The sequence below is a fragment of the Paenibacillus sp. FSL R7-0273 genome (assembly GCF_000758625.1).
Lineage (GTDB): Bacteria > Bacillota > Bacilli > Paenibacillales > Paenibacillaceae > Paenibacillus_AQ.
The window spans coordinates 4,838,398-4,855,094 of the sequence record NZ_CP009283.1 but is presented as its reverse complement, the minus strand read 5'-3'; the positions used below and the strand labels follow the sequence as shown (position 1 = coordinate 4,855,094).

Genomic DNA, 16,697 nt, shown 5'->3' with positions numbered 1-16,697 from the left:
TATCATTCTCATTTACACTTTACAGATTATGGCCCGTGAAGACTATGGCCGGATGTGATCACGCTCCATGTAAATTTGTGATCTTATCGTTTGCATTAGCGTATTCAGCTGTGCCAGTGAAGACAGGGGATCAAAGCCATAAAACATCTCCGTCTGGTCCACAAGATAAACCCGATTGTTACGGACGGCAGCAAGCGCCTGCCAGCGCGGAGAATGCAGCATGCGGCTGAAGCGCTCGTGTCCGGCAGGCGTAGAAGGGCCGCTGGTAATGAAGATATGGTCTGCGTTATAATCCGGCAGGCTTTCCATTGGAGCCTCAAGATACCCGTTACCGAGCAGGCCTTGCTCAAGTAAGGCGGCAGGCGGACTGAACCCGAGATCACCGTAAAGGATCTGGGACCCGTGTCCATAGCTGCTGCTGTAGCAGTAGGCTGCCGCTCCGCCAACCTCCCAGGCAACGGCGGTCCCGCGCGGGCCGATCAGCCGGTCCAGCTCCCGGTTGGAACGGCAGCACAGCTCATCATACCGGCTGAGCCAGGCTTCAGCCTGGAGCCTGCGGCCGGTGATATCCGCGATGGCTGTGAACTGCTCCCGCCAGCCCATCTGCATATAAGGCAGCTCAATGACCGGAGCCACCGGCAGAAGCTGCTCACGTTCTCCGGGCAGCGCATAGCTGATAATGACATCGGGCTTCGCAGCGGCTACCGAACGGTACAGATCAGTGCCGTTGGTACCTTCTGCCCGCAGTCCGGGGTAGGCCGGCACAAGCTCAAGCTGTTTCATCCAGCCGGAATATACACCCAGCTCAGGCAGAATTTCCAGCGCCCTAAGACTGGCGGTATGATTGAAATTCAGCGAGGCAATCCTTTTGGCCTTGCGGTGATAGGCAGCAGGTGAAACGCCCACCACCTGCTTGAATTTACGGCTGAGATAAGTACCCTCGCTGTAGCCCACCTCAAGTGCCAGCGTGCTGAGGCTCTGTGATTCAGTCAGCAGGCGCTGCTGGACCCGGCGGATCCGCTGCAGGGTCAAATGCTCACTGAAGGAGCGGCCGGTGGCCTTGCGGAAGGTCCTTGAGAAATGCTCCGGGCTGACCCCGGCCAGCTCGGCCAGCTGTGCTCTGGTCAGATCCTCATTGTAATGTTCATCTATGTATTGCAGAACACGGTCAAGCCAGTGCTCCTGCGGATGCAGAATTCGAGCCAGCAGGCTGTAGAGGCCGGCCAGCAGCTCAGTGAACAGCAGCTGGACAGCAAACGGGTTGTCCTCTGACGGCTCATTCCATTTCTGCAGCAGCCTGCAGGCCAGGCTGCAGAGTGCTGCGGGGGCTTCGCTGTGCAGCCTGCTGCTGTTTAAGGGGCTTATGTCTTCCTGCTCCGGCGGGAGTGCCGCGTAATATTCAATCCATACCCCCTGGAGACTGTACTGGGCATTCAGAGAGAACGGCAGGCTGCTTTTGCAGCACAGCATTGCACCTGTGGAGAGGATATGCTCAGTACCTTCTATATCAATAATGCCGCTGCCGCCGGATACGATCATCAGGATAGAGTAAGGTGCCGGGTCACCCGGCCCGCTGCCTGCCGATAGTCCGGACAGATTAACGATCCGGCTGGGGATCTGGAAGCCTGCTGAATGCGGGAAAGGGCTGCCGGAAGGAAGATCGGTCATTTTCATATTCCCTCATTTCATATGATAATAGTTCTCAATTAGAGTATAGCAAGTTTTTTGGCTATTGACGATCCTCCGGCAGATACGTAAAGTTTAGAATAATCCGAGATCAGGGTAAAATGGAGTAATAAGAGGGGGATTGCCTGTGACGACCTGGAACCTGCAAGGAACGGTAAGCCACCTGCTGATCTGTAACGGCAGCAGCTGCAGAAAGAACAAGGGCGAGGAAGTAGCCGAAGCAATCGAAGACGAAATTGACAAGCAGGGAGCCGGAGGCCTTATTCATACAACTGTAACCCGCTGCAACGGGAGATGCTCCGATGCCTGTGTTGTGATCTCATATCCCGATGGGGTATGGTACCGGGAGATGACCCCGAAATCAGGTAAAGCGCTTGTGCGTAGGCTGCTGGAGGGAGAGCGGCTGGAGGACAATATCGTTTATACGTATGACGGCCAGTTCACCGCGGCTTCTGCCAGGGGTACCAAGGGGAAGAAGAAGAAGTGATAAGTTAAGGGTTAAAGGTGAATATTTGACTTGCAGGGCCTGCGTTGACTATGCTTATAGCAAGTGCATTTTATCACACTATTAGATGAAGGATTGTTGCAGGGGGGAGCCAGGGAGATGGAGAGGCTGCAGGTATGGCCCGAACGGTTTAAGCGATTTTTTCTGAATAACAGATTTGTTGTAACATTACTGATTGTACTGCTGATCGGCATTAACATTCTTGTGTTTTCCAAGGTTCCGTTTATATTTAAGCCGGTGTCGGCATTGCTCCATACGGTGGCAGCACCGCTGCTGCTGTCGGGAATTGCCTATTATCTGCTGAATCCGCTAGTAGACCGGATGGAGTCCAGGAGCAGAATCAAACGGGCTTACGGTATAGTCATTCTGTACTTGGCTATTGCCGGGATTGTCACGCTTATTCTGCTGACCGTAATTCCGATTATCCGCACACAGCTTATTGGTTTGATCGATAATTTTCCAAGATACAGCGAGCAGATCCAGGATGAGTTCATTAATCTGACCGGCAGCGAGCTGTTCGGGCGGATTCAGGAAAATGTGGGTGTGGGCACAAGCCTTGATTTTGGAGACTTGATGAGCAGAGCAACCACTTGGGCCACCTCATTCCTTAATGGTGCGGCAAGCGGTGTCGGTAATTTTGTCGGTGCCCTGACGGAGGTCGTTCTGGCTGTGGTGACTACACCGTTTATCCTGTTCTATCTGCTGCGTGACGGTAAGCGCCTGCCGGATTATCTGATGCGGTTTATCCCAAACGCCCTCCAGCCGCAGACCCGTCTCGTTATGAAGGAAATGAACAGCCAGGTGGCTTCTTACATCCGCGGGCAGATCATTGTCAGCTGCTGTATTGGCGCATTGTTGTACATAGGCTATCTGATCATCGGCCTTGAGTATTCACTGGTGCTTGCTATTGTTGCGGCGTGTACCGCAGTTGTCCCTTATCTGGGTCCGGCCATTGCGATTACTCCAGCCCTGATTGTGGCACTGGTCACCTCCCCGTTCATGCTGCTGAAGATGATTTTTGTCTGGACTGCTGTCCAGCTTATTGAAGGGAAATTTATCTCGCCGCAGATCATGGGCAAATCGCTGAAGATTCACCCGATTACTATTATTTTTGTGATCATATTTGCCGGTAAAATGTTCGGTGTGCTCGGTATCATTCTGGCTGTTCCGGGGTATGCCGTGCTCAAAGTTGTCGTTACCCATATTTTTCAGTGGTTCCGGTTCCGTTCCGGGCTATACAGAGTTGAAGCTGCAAAAGAAGTGGAGCAGGAACAGCCTGCCAAGGAATAGCGTGAGAGGATGATTGTTAGATGAACAGACCCGTGGCTCATACAATTTACGGAAAAGTGCAGGGGACGCACAGCGGCGGAGTGAACATCTGGCGCGGCATCCCGTTTGCGGCGCCGCCAGTCGGGGAGCTGCGCTTCCGCGCCCCGCAGCCGCCTGAGCCCTGGGATTTGGTCAGGGATGCGGTGGAATTCGGCCCGGCGGCACATCAGCCGCCGAGCTCAAGCAGCATCCGGTTCGGCGGTACGCAGCCGGTCTTCTCGGAGGACTGCCTGTATTTGAACGTCTGGGCACCGGCCGGAGAGCAGAAGCCTCTGCCGGTGATGGTCTGGATTCACGGCGGGACCTTTCTGACGGGGGCAGGCAGCCAGCCGATGTTCGACGGGACAAGGATGGCTGATGCCGGCCGGGTGATTGTGGTAACCGTCAATTACCGGCTGGGGCCGTTTGGCTTTTTGCATCTGTCACCGCTCGGAGAATATGAATCAAATCTTGGCCTGCTGGACCAGATTGCTGCCCTGCAGTGGGTGAAGGATAATATCGCCGGCTTCGGGGGGAATCCGGAGCAGGTAACGGTGTTCGGTGAATCCGCCGGCAGCATGAGTATTGCCGCGCTGCTGGCGATGCCGGCTGCGAAGGGCCTGTTCACCGGTGCCATTATGCAGAGCGGTGCAGCGCAGACAATGAAGCCGGAGGCCGGCGCACAGATTGCAGCGGCCTTCCTGGCAGAGCTTGGCGGTGATACCGCTTCTCTGCAGGCGGCTCCTGCAGAGGATATTCTGGCAGCTGCGGCCCGGATGGTTTATAAGGTGGCCGGCAATTCGCTCAGCCTGCTGTTCCAGCCGCTGATTGACCCGGCAACCCTGCCGGTGGAGCCGGCTGAGGCCATAGCCGGAGGCGCGGCCGCCGGCATTCCGCTGATGATCGGCACGAATCTGCATGAAGGCCATCTGTTCTTCCGGGGCGACCGCGAGGGGGCAGGCTTTGACCAGTCGCTCAAGGCGCTTGAGCTGATGCTGGGTGTGGATAATTTGGCGGAGCTCGCCAGCCATTATCCGCATAACTGGGAGGGGCAGGCGGAGATGATGACCGACCTGTACTTCTGGGACAGCTCGATTGCCTTTGCGGAGCGGCAGCTGGAGCATGCGCCGGTCTGGATGTACCGGTTCGACTGGACCATCCCCGGCCATCCGCTGCTGGACAAGGCGGTGCACGGTGCAGAAATCTATTACGTGTTCAACACGATAGATTTGCTGCATCAGTACGGCGTGTCCGTCAGCCCTGAGCTCAGTGCACTGGCAGAGCGGATGCAGGCAGCCTGGACTGCTTTTGCGCACCGGGGCAGCCCGGAGGCGGCCGGCCTGAGCTGGCCGGGATACGTGCCCGGCGAGCGCGCTACGATGATCTTCGGGCCGAGCCTTCAGGTGCAGACTGACCCGGACCGCGAGAAGCGCAGACGGCTGCTGTCCGCACTGCAGACTTCCAGGCAGGACTGAAGCTGATGATTGAACAAGAAATCCGCCAGGGAGGTCCTGGCGGATTTCTTTGCGTTTTCAGACTGAATGAACACAGTAAGAAAACAAAATGATAGACTGAAATGTTGCTTTTATGGGCTACAGGCTCCAGAAAACCGTCTATTCCTTTATTTTCTTCCGGTATCCGCTATTCCGCTCCGGCCGCCCGGACCACCCGGAGCCCCTGATCGGGCCCATACCCGCCGGGCTCGAATTTGCCCCGAAACGAAACTGCGTTATTGCTTACATCACCGATCCAGCCGCCGCCTTTTACGATGCGGTAGGCTCCGCCCTCGGCATCCGCTTCGCTGTACCAGTCCCAGCACCATTCCCGCACATTGCCGGACATATCATAGAGCCCGTACTCATTGGGCTTCCTGCCTCCGCCGGTTTTGGTGCTGTTGTTATTGTGCTCAATGACTGGCCAGAGCCAATCTCCCGATAAATAACGGTCGCCGGCATTCCGCCAGTACCACGCCACATCATCTGCATTGTTGCTGCCGCTGTAGGTATAGCCTTGGCTTAACTGTCCGCCGCTTGCGGCATATTCCCATTCGGCCTCCGTCGGCAGCCGGTAGCCGTCCGCGTCCGTGTTGAGCGTTACTGTCCATTTCAGCACATCGCTCCCGCTTTTATTGGCCGGGTCGCGGGTCTTTGTATCGATCACATAATAAGGTTCAAATCCCTCTTGAGTACTCCGTTTATTGCAGTACTCCACAGCGTCATACCAGCTGACCATTTCCACCGGCAGGCGGCTGCCCTTGAATAAGGATGGGTTGCCACCCATGACATCTATCCATTCTTGCTGCGTAACCTCATACTTGCCGATATAGAAATCAGGGAGGGTGACGCCTTGAACAGCGTAATGGGTCAGGGTGCTGACAAATGTTCCGCCTTGTATCAATACCAGGCTGTCCTCCTGGACAGGTTCATCCGTAGGCTTAGGAGGAGCAGACTGCTCCTGCGAACAACCGCAGAGCAGGGCCGTCAGGGCAATCGCGAGGACATGCCACAGTTTGCTCATGAATCATTCTCCTTTATGTGGCTAGAAGAGCTGGGGCTGCCGTATGTATCTCCGGCAGCAAGCCGCCCGGCGGCAACCGGACGGCTCTCGGCCATATGTGGTTAAATCCTTACCACACCGTTACATTGGAGCTGCCGCTGCTCTGGTAGCCTTCGGTAGCCAGCACCTGGTAGGACCAGCTGCTGCCCAGATTCATGCCCTTGCTCTTCCAGGCATTCACATGGTTAGCGAAATTAATCGCAACGTTGCTGCCGGTTGCCCGTTTCGACTGCCGGACGCTCCAGAACTGGGTGAAGGTCGCGGTGCCGTCGATGGACGGCGCATTAGTCCGCGTAGTTGTATAGATATCATAGGTGCCGCCATCACTCGTAACGGTACCTTTATAAGTACCGGTAGGCCGGTAGGTTCCCCAGCTGTCAACGACGTAGTATTCGATCAGTGAGTTGCGGGTCCATCCGTAGAGCGTCAAATAGGCATTGCCTGACGGTGACCATACACCGGCATTGTAATTAATAGTCCGGCTAGCCGATCCGGTATTCCAGCCTTTACCGACCACGAAATTACCTGTATTAGACCAATTAACGCTATAATTACCTCCAGTTCCATTGACAGCGTTTACAGTTCCTCCGCCGTCAGTCCAGTTCTGCCAGTAATCAGTCGCTGCTGCTCCTGCCGTTGCTGCAAACATGCCAAAAGCCATTGAAGCTGTAAGAAGTGCTGTAACTGCCTTTTTAAACTTGAACATGGGAAAGCCTCCTAGAGTTTGATGGGGTGTTCATTGGTTCATTGCCTTGCCTGAGAATGTGCTTTTCGGAATGCGGATTTGCGCTTATCCCCTGCCGCCGCTTCATCTCCTTCCGGTGGGTCTCTCGGCATATTTGCTAGAATACGAGATGATTATAGAATAACAGCGCTATCATTACTATTTACCAAATTAAAGGTGTTACCCGGATTTTTACATATATTAGAGATTCACCCGTCAGGCTGTCCGGCGCAAAAAGGGAGTGCTCCCGGATAATCCGGAACACTCCCTTTTCAAATTCCCTTTTCCTTTAAAGCAAAGAAATTCTGCAGTTAGTTAACCGGCACGTACCCGGTCTTAGCCACCAGCTCCTGTCCCTCGGGAGACACGATCCAGTCGAGGAACTCCTGCTGCTTAGGAGAAGGTGTTCCTGTTGTTACAGCATAAAAATTCACTGTGTACGGGTAAGCTCCGCTGCTGATGTTCTCTCTGTTCGGCTCAATCCCGTCTATTGCAAGCAGCTTAAGCTCGTCGCTGCTGTTCATCTGGGAGGCATAGTAGAGGAAGCTGAAGCCGATAGCGTTTTTGTAGTTACGGTAATTGGAGGTCCGGGAGATAATACCGCTCATCAGGCCCATCACATCCTCAGACGGAGGCTGCATCAGGGTGCGGTCCTGCATGATTTTTTGGAGCATGGACTGGCTTCCGCTGCCCTCATCACGCTGAAAGGCCCGGATCCGGTCATTCCGGCCGCCTGCTTCCTTCCAGTTGGTCAGCCCGCCGGAGTAGATGTCCATAATCTGCTCCGTGCTCAGGCTGTTTACCGGATTACGCTTGTTGACGAAAAAGACAAAGGCTTCACGGCCGATCGGTGTCAGCACCAGCTCGCGGCCGGCCAGCTTCGCCTCTTTTTCCTGGGCGAGTGAAGGGGTGGCGGTAAAGATGATGTCTGTCTCTCCGGAGATCAGCCGCTTATAGGCATATGAGGTAGAGGAGCACACTACCGGACTGCCCTCAAAATCATACGGATCATATTTATCCTCGGGATATACAGCCTGCACAAAGGCGGAGTAGAGCGGATAAAGCGCAGTAGCCCCGTCAAGACGCGGAAGTACCGTGTCCGTGATCTGATAGGAGGCCGGCTGGTCCAGCACGGCAGCTTTGGATTCAGCATGGAACGGCTGATACTGCTCAAGAGAAACCTCCTGCTCGCTTACTTCGGCCAGACTGTTCACATAGGCTTTATTGATCTCATACCCGCCGGTGGCCAGCAGACACAGTCCCAGGAATGAAGCAAAGGCAATGCCGCGGGTGCGCGGCTCAAACCAGTCAAAGATGGCAGCGATGATGTAGGCGCACAGCCCGGCAGCAACAACAGCAGAGAGCGGTGCATAGAACCTGAAACCGCCCATTAGGGCAACGATAAAATAGCCGATAAAGGCCAGTAAGGCGATAGGAACTACGGCTGCAATAGAAAACAGCAGGTTTAACCAGACAGATCTTTTCACGTGGACCCTCTTTCTGAATGATAAAGTATATAAAAAAACAGATGATTCCATTATACCTTATTAAAATCATAATATCTTCCAGTTGTTTTGAAAAATGGAACAGGCCATGCCTTTCTGTATGAAATACAGCAAAATATTTTCATAAAAGACTGGACGAAATCAGCGAATGGAGTTATCCTGAGATTGTGAAAAAAATAACGGAATACAAGATTCTCGGGGTAAGGTGAAATTCCTGACCGGCGGTGATGTTCAAAGCGAACTAAGCCCGCGACTCAAGCTCCGCTGTTAACGCGGAATTGACTGATCTGGTGACAATCCAGAGCCGACGGTAAAGTCCGGATGGGAGAGGATCAAAGAATATGGACACAGGTGTATTCCTGTTGCCTTTTATTCGAGATGCCCCCGATAATTGCCCTTTGCTGGGCGGATCGGGGGCTTTTGGTCTCTTATCGAGGGTTTGTATCGACAAGGAGAATGAATTATGAGTAATGCAACGGCTTCATCATCAGGGATTGGCAGAGCGCCAATCCGCAGCGGCTTCTGGCTGGTCGTGCTGGGAGCTGCGCTCTGGGGCGTCGATCCGCTGTTCCGGATCATTTTGCTGGATTCATTAACTTCCTCACAGATTGTGCTGCTGGAGCATGTGGTGCTTTTCATCGCAGCTGCGCCTGTACTCTGGCGCCACCGGGCTGAGTTGAAGAATGTAGGACTCCGCCAGGCAGGCGCATTGCTGGTCGTGTCCTGGGGCGGCTCTGCACTGGCAACCATCCTGTTCACCAAAGCTTTGTCCAGCGGCGACCTGAACGCTGTTCTGCTGCTGCAGAAGCTGCAGCCGGTATTTGCCATCGGCCTGGCTGCCGTAATTCTGAAAGAACGGCTTCCGCGCAACTTCGGCCTTCTGATTGTGCTTGCCCTGGCCGGAACCTATCTGCTGACCTTCGGCTGGACGGTTCCCTTCGGCCATGTTAACAACTTTATCAGCGTTGGCAGCCTGATGGCTATGGGCGCTGCCGCACTCTGGGGCGGATCGACTGTAATGGGCCGGTACCTGCTCGGCTCCATGCGCTATGAGACGGTAACCTCACTGCGCTTTATACTGGCCCTGCCTCTGCTGTTCGTCCTCACTACACTGGAAGGTGCACCATGGCAGGTGAGCGGCGGACTGGGAGCCACTTCACTCGTTGCAGTTAATCTGCTGCTGCAGGCGCTGCTGCCCGGACTTCTTAGTATGCTGCTGTACTATAAGGGCCTGAATACAACCAAAGCCTCTTTTGCCACACTCGCAGAGCTCAGCTTTCCGATGACCGGGATTCTGATTAACTGGATTGTCTACCACCAGCTGGTAACTATGGCGCAGGTCGTCGGGTTCGCTCTGATCTGGACCGCTTTATTCTATGTTTCCAGCCAGCAGAGCAGGCAGGCGCAGACTGAGTTGAAGCAGGCCGCTTAACCGTAAATATGCCTGAGGGGAGTGACCCCAGGGCTTTAATGTAACAAAAGGATATCTTCATGCAGCTGTTGCAGCTGAGAAGATATCCTTTTTTTAGTTGCGTGGTTTTTTTGTGCTTAAGAGTAAAAATAAGGCCTTTCTCCCATACTACCGTTATTCTGCTGTCATCCTTTGAGGAGGTGCATGAAGATGAACGATAAGCGGGCACCCGCAATTTACATACAGCTGAAGAACCGGGTTACAGTGCCCAAGGGCAAGGGGGTTATGCTGCGGGATGTGGCTTATCTGATTGCCGGTCCCGAGCTGCGGGAGAAGCTCGACTCCATTCTGCTGCTCCAGCCGGAGCAAAGCGACGGGAATCTGATTCTGATTGATCTGCTGACCATCATCCCGCGCATTCACGAGCTTGTACCTGGAGCTGATATCCAGCCGATCGGCGAGGGGCGGACCATTGTCCAGATTGAAGGCCCGCTTGAGGTGCGCAAGCCGTCGATTGCCCTGTTTGTGCTGGTCTGGCTGCTGCTGTTCTTCGGCTCGGCGCTGACGATTATGAATTTTCATGCCGATGTCAGCATGCAGGAGGTGCATGTGCGGATTGTCGAGATGCTGACCGGGCGGCGGGATGAGCATCCTTATGTTTTTCAGGTGGCGTATTCGCTGGGGATCGGGTTCGGGATGGTCGTCTTTTTCAATCACCTGTTCAAAAAGAAATGGAACGAGGAGCCGACGCCGCTGGAGGTAGAAATGTTCCTGTACCAGAAAAATATCGATCATTATGTAGTGCATGAGGAATACAGCAAGCTCGAGCACCGGCAAGGCTCTTCCGGGAAAAAAGGAGAAGTCCCATGACGGCGCCGCTCTCGCTCGGGCTTCATCTGCTGCTGGGGGTAGCGGCCGGAATCGCCGTCGGCGGGGGGGTCATTGCCCTTTTTATCGTGCTGGATATGGTTCCCCGTCTCGCCCAGCTGACTTCCTCCTACAATAAAGTGCACTGGTATGAGGGCGCGATGGTCGGCGGCTCGCTGCTTGGAACAGTCAGTGATTTCTGGAACTGGAAAATAGCAGCCGGTCCGCTGGCAGAGCTGGGGGTGGGGCTGCTTGACGGGATTTTTGTCGGCATGCTGGCTGCTGCCTTGACAGAGGTATTGAACGTGCTGCCTATCCTCGCCAAACGGCTGCATATGACGCAATATTTGTTCGGGCTGCTGATGGCCATGGTCTGCGGCAAGGTGGCGGGCTCATTGTTTGACTGGTTTGTGTACCAGCGCTAAGCGGACTGCGGCTCCTGGTTCTGCAGGTCTGAGGCGTGAAGAACTTTTGAGGGGGTTACGGGTTGGTGAGGTATATTCACAGCGGAGACCAGGTGAAGGCCGAGAAAGGAGAGGCCTCTGGTCCCCCGCCTACGGAAGTACAGGAGGATAGGAAAGAGCCGCCGGAGGAACTGGGCAGCCTGCTTGAGGGAGGCCTGACGGTTCCGGAAGGCGGTCATGTGACTGCAGCTGCCGACAGAGCGGAGGGAGACGATACAATGGATACGAATCAGCCGGTAAATAACGGGCCTGCGGACAGCAGATCCGGTAATAATAACCAAAGTCAGGGGAGCGGCAGCGATGCAGGAACAGGTACCGGGTACCAGGAAGGGGCTGGAGGCGAAGCTGCCCGGACGAATGATGCAGCGGCAGACGGGGCCGATATCGGCGTAGATGCCGGAGCAACGGGATATGGGGACCATGATCTGCAGGCCTCCGACGGACCCGGTACACCGGATCAGGAAGGTGAGAAGGAGCAGGCAGACGCTGATGAAAGCACAGAGTCTAATGACGGCCCCGGAGCCGTCAGCAGCAGTGCCCGGGAGGACACGGGGGGACAGGAAGAGGAAGAGGAAGAGGAAGAGACCCCGGAGAAGGGGGGCGGCTTGAAGGGCTTCCTGTCCACGCTGTTTGGCGATGACGAGGATCAGCAGGAAGCGTCCGGGACGGAGGATAGCGGCAGCCAGGCCAGCGGGAATGCAGCGCAGCAGGACAGCGGAAATTCGGGCCAGCAGGAGAGCAGAAATTCAGGCCAGCAGGACGGAGGAGTTTCCAGCCGGCAGGAGAGCGGATTCTCTGGCGGCCAGGATGCCGAAATATCCGGTGAGCTGGGTACCGGTGAGCCGGAAGCAGCAAAAAGGGGGCTCTTCGCCAGATTGTTCGGTGATGAGCCTGATGAGGAGGAGGAAGACGGCGGAGGGCAGGAGGCGGAAGCTGCAAGCAGCCGGCAGGATAAAGAGCAGGACGGCAAAAAGTCTGCAAAAGCGAAAAAAAGCGGAAAGCAGGCTGGCGGGAAGCAGGAAAAACAGACTGATCCGCTGCAGAAGAAGCGGGACTCGGAGCGCTCTGACTCGCTTGAGCAATCGATCATTTACTGGCAGGGCAATGATAAAATTCCGGAGTCTCTGGAGGATACCAAGAAGACATTGACGGAGGTGCTGGGGCTCGGGTCCTCCTTTGACATTGTGTTCAGGGAAATGACCTTCGGCGGACGCAAGGCGGCACTCCTCTGCATCAGCGGTTTTGCCAAGGATACTATTATTGATGAAATACTGAAACGGCTGACGTACCTGACTCCGGACGAGGTGTCCACCGGTGCGCTTAGCAGCTTCATGACCGAATACATCCCTCACATTCAGGTGGAAAAAGGCGAGCTGCTGAGTGAGAGCATCAATAAGGTGCTGTCGGGCATGAGCGTATTCTTTATTGAGGGTGAAGACCAGGTTATCATCATGGATACCCGTGCCTACCCGGCCCGCGGCCCGGATGAGCCCTCGATTGAGCGGGTGGTGCGCGGGGCCCGTGACGGGTTCACAGAAACACTGCTCAGCAATGTGGCGCTGGTGCGCAGAAGACTCCGCGATCCCGGACTGAAATATGAGATGCATCAGGTCGGACGCCGGACACGGACCGATGTCTGTGTCGCCTATATTGATGATATTGTGGACAAGACGCAGGTGCAGGCCGTTACCGACAAAATCAAGAGCATTGACATCGACGGCATCCCGCTGGCGGACAAGCAGCTGGAGGAGGCCATCGTCGGCAGGGGCTGGAACCCATATCCGCTGGTCCGCTATTCGGAGCGCCCTGATACAGTCGCTTCCCATCTGCTGGAAGGCAGGGTTGTTGTCTTTGTAGATACCTCGCCGAGCGTCATTGTCCTGCCGACGACGTTCTTCGATCTGTGCCAGCATGCCGAGGAGAACCGGCAGACCCCGTTCATGGGTACCTATCTGCGCTGGGTACGGTTCATAGGGGTGTTTGCCTCCATGTTCCTGCTTCCGTTATGGATGCTGATGGTTATCCATCCTGAGCTAAAGCCGGCGGTGCTGGAGTTCATCGGTCCGCAAAAAATGGCCAAAATCCCGCTGCTGGCCCAGTTTCTGATCGTTGAGCTCGGGGTCGATCTGCTGCGGATGGCCGCTGTGCATACGCCGACCCCGCTGGGCTCGGCAATGGGCCTGATCGCGGCTATTCTGGTGGGTGACATCGCTGTGCAGACCGGGCTTTTTGTCAACGAGGTCGTGCTGTATATGGCGGTGGCCTCCATCGGGATGTTTGCGACTCCGAGCTATGAGCTGGGGCTGGCTAACCGGATTGTCAGGCTTGCACTGCTGCTCGCCGTAGCTGCCTTCCAGGTGCAGGGCTTTATGATCGGGTCAACGCTGCTTGTCATACTGCTGACGACGCACCGGTCCTATAACTCCTCATATTTGTGGCCGTTTATACCATTTAATGCAAAAGCCATGGGGGCCATTCTGGTCCGGCAGCCGGTGCTCAGCTCCAAAGCAAGGCCGTCATTCAACAAAACGCGGGATAATACAAGAATGCCGCCTGTTCAGAGGAACGAAAAGTAGCCGTACAAAAAATACAAATCAACTGCAAATTAGTCCATTCTATGACGTTCCCTCTGTCTGTTATACTGAATACACTAAATAGCCCCTGTGAGATCCGGGTTTCAGCCCGAAGCCTGTTTTTGGAACTCTGCGGGGCAGCATTTCATACAATAGACAGGGTGGAATTAAGACGTTCCACGGAAATTGGAGGACTGGACAATGTTTTTACACGGGACGAGCCGGATTAATGATGCAGGACATCTGGAAATCGGCGGATGTGATGTGACCGATCTCAAGGCGGAATATGGTACCCCGCTATATATAATGGACGAGCAATTAATCCGCCAGCGCTGCCGCGAGTATATGGATGCCTTCAGAGCCTCCGGACTCGGCTTCCAGGTTGCTTATGCAAGCAAAGCGTTTTCGATCATGGCGATGTGCCGCCTGGTTGACGAAGAAGGTCTGTCACTGGACGTGGTATCAGACGGAGAGCTGTACACGGCACTTGAAGCCGGATTCCCGGCTGAGCGCATTCATTTCCACGGCAACAACAAGACCCCGGATGAAATTGAGATGGCGATTGAAGCGGGGATCGGCTGCTTTGTAGTTGATAATCTCGTGGAGCTGGGCCTTTTGCAGGCCATTGCAGCCAGCAAGGAAGTAACCGTGAATGTGCTGCTGCGCGTAACGCCGGGCGTTGAAGCCCATGCACACCATGCCTATGCTTCGACCGGCCAGACCGATTCCAAGTTCGGCTTTGATATCGGTAACGGCTCTGCCTATGCTGCTGTACAGCAGGCTTCAGATAAAGCCAATCTGCAGCTGCTGGGCGTGCATTCGCACATCGGCTCACAGATTTTTGAAACAGAGGGCTTCCAGCTGGCTGTTGAACGGATTGCTGAGTTTACCCGCAAGGTGAAGGAAGAGCTGAACGTTGATTTCCCTGTCGTCAATCTCGGCGGCGGCTTTGGTATCCGTTATGTGGAGGGTGATACACCGCTTCTGGTTTCGGAATATGTCGCAGCTATTACAGATGCTGTGAAGACACATTTCGCCGGCATCGGCAGTTCTCTGCCGCAGATCTGGGTAGAGCCGGGCCGCAGCATCGTCGGTGATGCCGGTACTACGCTGTACACAGTGGGCACGAACAAGGAGATTCCGGGAGTCCGCAAATATGTGGCTGTTGACGGCGGTATGACAGACAATCCGCGTCCGGCATTATACGAATCCAAGTATGAAGCACTGCTTGCCAACCGGGCTACTGAAGCTAATGAAGAAACAGTATCCATCGCCGGCAAATGCTGTGAGAGCGGCGATATGCTGATCTGGGATGTAGAGCTTCCCGCTGTTAAGAGCGGGGATCTGCTCGCAGTTGCCTGCACCGGTGCCTACAACTATTCGATGGCCAGCAACTACAACCGTATCCGCCGTCCGGCAGTCGTCTTTGTGCAGAACGGCCAGAGCGACCTGGTTGTACGCCGCGAGAGCCATGGTGACATTGTCGCTAATGATATTGTCCCGGAGCGTATTGCCAAGCAGGCTGTAGCGAAGTAGGATTGTGAGCCCCTCAGCGTTCTTTTAAGCTGGTTCATTTGCAGAGCAAGCGGGAAACCCTCCCGCTTGCTTTGCTTTGTGCGGAGTTTCATAGTAAACTAATAAACGTATTCTACATCTGAACTTTTGGAAGGGGTCATTTACATATGGCAAAGCAAGCAAAGGTAACACTTGAGAACGGCGGCGTAGTGCTGATCGACCTGTTTGAAAACGATGCTCCTAACACTGTAGCCAACTTCGAGAAGCTGGCTAACGACGGTTTCTATAACGGTCTGGTATTCCACCGCGTTATCCCTGGCTTCGTGGCACAGGGCGGCTGCCCTAACGGATCAGGAACCGGCGGTCCAGGCTACACAATCAACTGTGAGATCAACCCTAACAAGCACGAGCGCGGAACACTGGCAATGGCGCATGCCGGCAGAAACACAGGCGGAAGCCAGTTCTACATCTGCTACGCACCACAGCCTCACCTTGACGGAGTACACACTGTATTCGGTAAAGTAGTACAGGGTATGGAGCTGGTTGACAGCTTCCAGGGCCGCGACAAAATGACTTCGGTCGAAATTATCGAAGCCTAATATTTCCGTTTCATGGGCCTGCGCCCTTTTCGGATGATGAAACAGCACCGCACTGGTTTTCCAGCGCGGTGCTGTTTTTTTGTACAAGCCTATAGACTTCTTTTCCGGGAGGTGCTCCGGCTTCTAAGGGCTTCCGGCAGCTTGAAAAAGATCAGGAACATCATCAGGAAGATGAGAAAGGCAAAGGCCTCCTCCACCAGCAGGTAGTAAGGGTAGGGTCCGAAATAATCGAGTACGGAGAAGGTGCCGGGCTTATGCGCCAGGAACATATAGTTGGCACCGAGCAGCTTATCCAGGCCGAACACGGCAGCAGCAACCAGGTTGAGACACAGCATCGTGAACAGCAGCGAGCGCCAGGTTGGCCGGTAGCCGTAGGCCCAGGTCATGAACAGGGATGACAGCACAATTGCCGCATGGGCGGTAAAGAACAGCACAAAACGGAAATGGGGAAAAGGATACACCAGATTTGGGGTTAAGAGGGCGATAACGGCTCCGCCGATCCCGGCAAAATATAGAAAGTCATAAAGCAGACGGCTGCGGGTCAGCAGCATGATAACGGATAAGAGCAGGGTAATTCCGCATAGCTCAAGCGGCAGTGAATGCCGGGCTGTCCAGATGCCGTGGGAAAGATACCAGGCATGCAGCCCTCCTTCTGCAGCCAGCAGCACCAGGATCAGCAGCCAGCGGACGGAGTTCCGCAGTGAAGGGCGGGTACGCAGCGCAAATCTGGCTGAGAACAGCAGCAGGCAGAGTATTGCTGTCACACCAAGAGCAAGGAAATGCGGCAGCGAGAACATAATGAAATCCGTTTCATGCTTCCGTCCGAATAAGGTGATCAGGTCCACAAATGTCGCTCCTTTTTAAATAAGGCTTGCTTAGCAAAAATAAATATTCCGATTTTAAACATTATTCTGATTCTAAGCTTCTATACTTAGGTGATATAAGTATATAACGCTCAAGCTGACCAGAAAAGGAAGGAATTCT

The 16,697-nt window shown here is 54.6% G+C and carries 14 protein-coding genes and 1 riboswitch; of the genes, 9 read left to right on the top strand and 5 right to left on the bottom strand.

Features of this window, described 5'->3' with window-relative positions; all coding sequences use genetic code 11:
* Positions 1 to 42: 42 nt before the first annotated feature.
* Entirely contained in the window at positions 43 to 1,674 is a 1,632-nt protein-coding gene (locus R70723_RS20945) for a helix-turn-helix domain-containing protein (RefSeq protein WP_081957445.1), read from the bottom strand.
* Positions 1,675 to 1,813: 139 nt separating this feature from the next.
* Here R70723_RS20945 and R70723_RS20940 point away from each other — a divergent pair, with 139 nt between their 5' ends.
* The 3 genes from R70723_RS20940 (at position 1,814) to R70723_RS20930 (ending at position 4,974) form a co-directional block, all read left to right on the top strand.
* The gene (locus tag R70723_RS20940) at positions 1,814 to 2,173 is read left to right on the top strand and encodes a (2Fe-2S) ferredoxin domain-containing protein (RefSeq protein ID WP_039875083.1); all 360 of its coding nucleotides are present in this window, start codon (positions 1,814 to 1,816) and stop codon (positions 2,171 to 2,173) included.
* A gap of 117 nt (positions 2,174 to 2,290) precedes the next feature.
* A complete protein-coding gene (locus R70723_RS20935) occupies positions 2,291 to 3,481 on the top strand; it encodes an AI-2E family transporter (RefSeq protein ID WP_039875082.1) in 1,191 nt (396 codons plus the stop codon).
* A 20-nt stretch (positions 3,482 to 3,501) separates the two neighbouring features.
* The gene (locus R70723_RS20930; protein WP_039875079.1) at positions 3,502 to 4,974 is read left to right on the top strand and encodes a carboxylesterase/lipase family protein; all 1,473 of its coding nucleotides are present in this window, start codon (positions 3,502 to 3,504) and stop codon (positions 4,972 to 4,974) included.
* Positions 4,975 to 5,140: 166 nt separating this feature from the next.
* Here the strand turns inward: R70723_RS20930 and R70723_RS20925 are convergent, their stop codons facing one another.
* The 3 genes from R70723_RS20925 to R70723_RS20915 form a co-directional block, all read right to left on the bottom strand.
* Positions 5,141 to 6,016 carry a formylglycine-generating enzyme family protein gene (locus R70723_RS20925; RefSeq protein ID WP_039875077.1) on the bottom strand — a complete coding sequence of 292 codons (876 nt, stop codon included), beginning with the start codon at positions 6,014 to 6,016 and terminating at the stop codon, positions 5,141 to 5,143.
* Between the two features lie 109 nt (positions 6,017 to 6,125).
* Positions 6,126 to 6,761 carry a glycoside hydrolase family 11 protein gene (locus R70723_RS20920; protein WP_039875075.1) on the bottom strand — a complete coding sequence of 212 codons (636 nt, stop codon included), beginning with the start codon at positions 6,759 to 6,761 and terminating at the stop codon, positions 6,126 to 6,128.
* 329 nt (positions 6,762 to 7,090) lie between these two features.
* A complete protein-coding gene (locus R70723_RS20915) occupies positions 7,091 to 8,266 on the bottom strand; it encodes a PstS family phosphate ABC transporter substrate-binding protein (protein ID WP_039875072.1) in 1,176 nt (391 codons plus the stop codon).
* A gap of 205 nt (positions 8,267 to 8,471) precedes the next feature.
* Positions 8,472 to 8,621, top strand: a riboswitch (FMN riboswitch).
* A 126-nt stretch (positions 8,622 to 8,747) separates the two neighbouring features.
* Here R70723_RS20915 and R70723_RS20910 point away from each other — a divergent pair.
* The 6 genes from R70723_RS20910 (at position 8,748) to R70723_RS20885 (ending at position 15,713) form a co-directional block, all read left to right on the top strand.
* Positions 8,748 to 9,716, top strand: coding sequence for a DMT family transporter (locus R70723_RS20910; RefSeq protein ID WP_039875070.1), 969 nt, complete (start codon positions 8,748 to 8,750; stop codon positions 9,714 to 9,716).
* Positions 9,717 to 9,905: 189 nt separating this feature from the next.
* The gene (locus tag R70723_RS20905) at positions 9,906 to 10,565 is read left to right on the top strand and encodes a stage V sporulation protein AA (protein ID WP_076418414.1); all 660 of its coding nucleotides are present in this window, start codon (positions 9,906 to 9,908) and stop codon (positions 10,563 to 10,565) included.
* Complete coding sequence (locus R70723_RS20900; RefSeq protein ID WP_039875065.1) at positions 10,562 to 10,987, top strand: stage V sporulation protein AB; 426 nt, start codon at positions 10,562 to 10,564, stop codon at positions 10,985 to 10,987. The genes R70723_RS20905 and R70723_RS20900 overlap by 4 nt, the downstream gene beginning before the upstream one ends.
* 914 nt (positions 10,988 to 11,901) lie before the next feature.
* On the top strand, positions 11,902 to 13,602 hold the full coding sequence (locus tag R70723_RS20895) for a spore germination protein (RefSeq protein WP_372238244.1): 1,701 nt from the start codon (positions 11,902 to 11,904) through the stop codon (positions 13,600 to 13,602).
* Positions 13,603 to 13,800: 198 nt separating this feature from the next.
* A complete protein-coding gene (gene lysA / locus R70723_RS20890; RefSeq protein WP_039875063.1) occupies positions 13,801 to 15,135 on the top strand; it encodes a diaminopimelate decarboxylase in 1,335 nt (444 codons plus the stop codon).
* Between the two features lie 146 nt (positions 15,136 to 15,281).
* Positions 15,282 to 15,713, top strand: a complete 432-nt coding sequence (locus R70723_RS20885; RefSeq protein ID WP_039875060.1) for a peptidylprolyl isomerase — start codon at positions 15,282 to 15,284, stop codon at positions 15,711 to 15,713.
* An 89-nt stretch (positions 15,714 to 15,802) separates the two neighbouring features.
* Here the strand turns inward: R70723_RS20885 and R70723_RS20880 are convergent, their stop codons facing one another.
* Positions 15,803 to 16,558, bottom strand: a complete 756-nt coding sequence (locus tag R70723_RS20880; RefSeq protein ID WP_081957444.1) for a YwaF family protein — start codon at positions 16,556 to 16,558, stop codon at positions 15,803 to 15,805.
* Between the last annotated feature and the right edge of the window lie 139 nt (positions 16,559 to 16,697).

What these genes read in the sequence shown, in the direction of transcription:
- R70723_RS20945 (WP_081957445.1), bottom strand. Translation starts at nt 1,674, where the DNA reads ATGAAAATGACCGATCTTCCTTCCGGCAGCCCTTTCCCGCATTCAGCA.
- R70723_RS20935 (WP_039875082.1), top strand. Translation starts at nt 2,291, where the DNA reads ATGGAGAGGCTGCAGGTATGGCCCGAACGGTTTAAGCGATTTTTTCTG.
- R70723_RS20930 (WP_039875079.1), top strand. Translation starts at nt 3,502, where the DNA reads ATGAACAGACCCGTGGCTCATACAATTTACGGAAAAGTGCAGGGGACG.
- R70723_RS20925 (WP_039875077.1), bottom strand. Translation starts at nt 6,016, where the DNA reads ATGAGCAAACTGTGGCATGTCCTCGCGATTGCCCTGACGGCCCTGCTC.
- R70723_RS20920 (WP_039875075.1), bottom strand. Translation starts at nt 6,761, where the DNA reads ATGTTCAAGTTTAAAAAGGCAGTTACAGCACTTCTTACAGCTTCAATG.
- R70723_RS20910 (WP_039875070.1), top strand. Translation starts at nt 8,748, where the DNA reads ATGAGTAATGCAACGGCTTCATCATCAGGGATTGGCAGAGCGCCAATC.
- R70723_RS20905 (WP_076418414.1), top strand. Translation starts at nt 9,906, where the DNA reads ATGAACGATAAGCGGGCACCCGCAATTTACATACAGCTGAAGAACCGG.
- R70723_RS20900 (WP_039875065.1), top strand. Translation starts at nt 10,562, where the DNA reads ATGACGGCGCCGCTCTCGCTCGGGCTTCATCTGCTGCTGGGGGTAGCG.
- lysA (WP_039875063.1), top strand. Translation starts at nt 13,801, where the DNA reads ATGTTTTTACACGGGACGAGCCGGATTAATGATGCAGGACATCTGGAA.
- R70723_RS20885 (WP_039875060.1), top strand. Translation starts at nt 15,282, where the DNA reads ATGGCAAAGCAAGCAAAGGTAACACTTGAGAACGGCGGCGTAGTGCTG.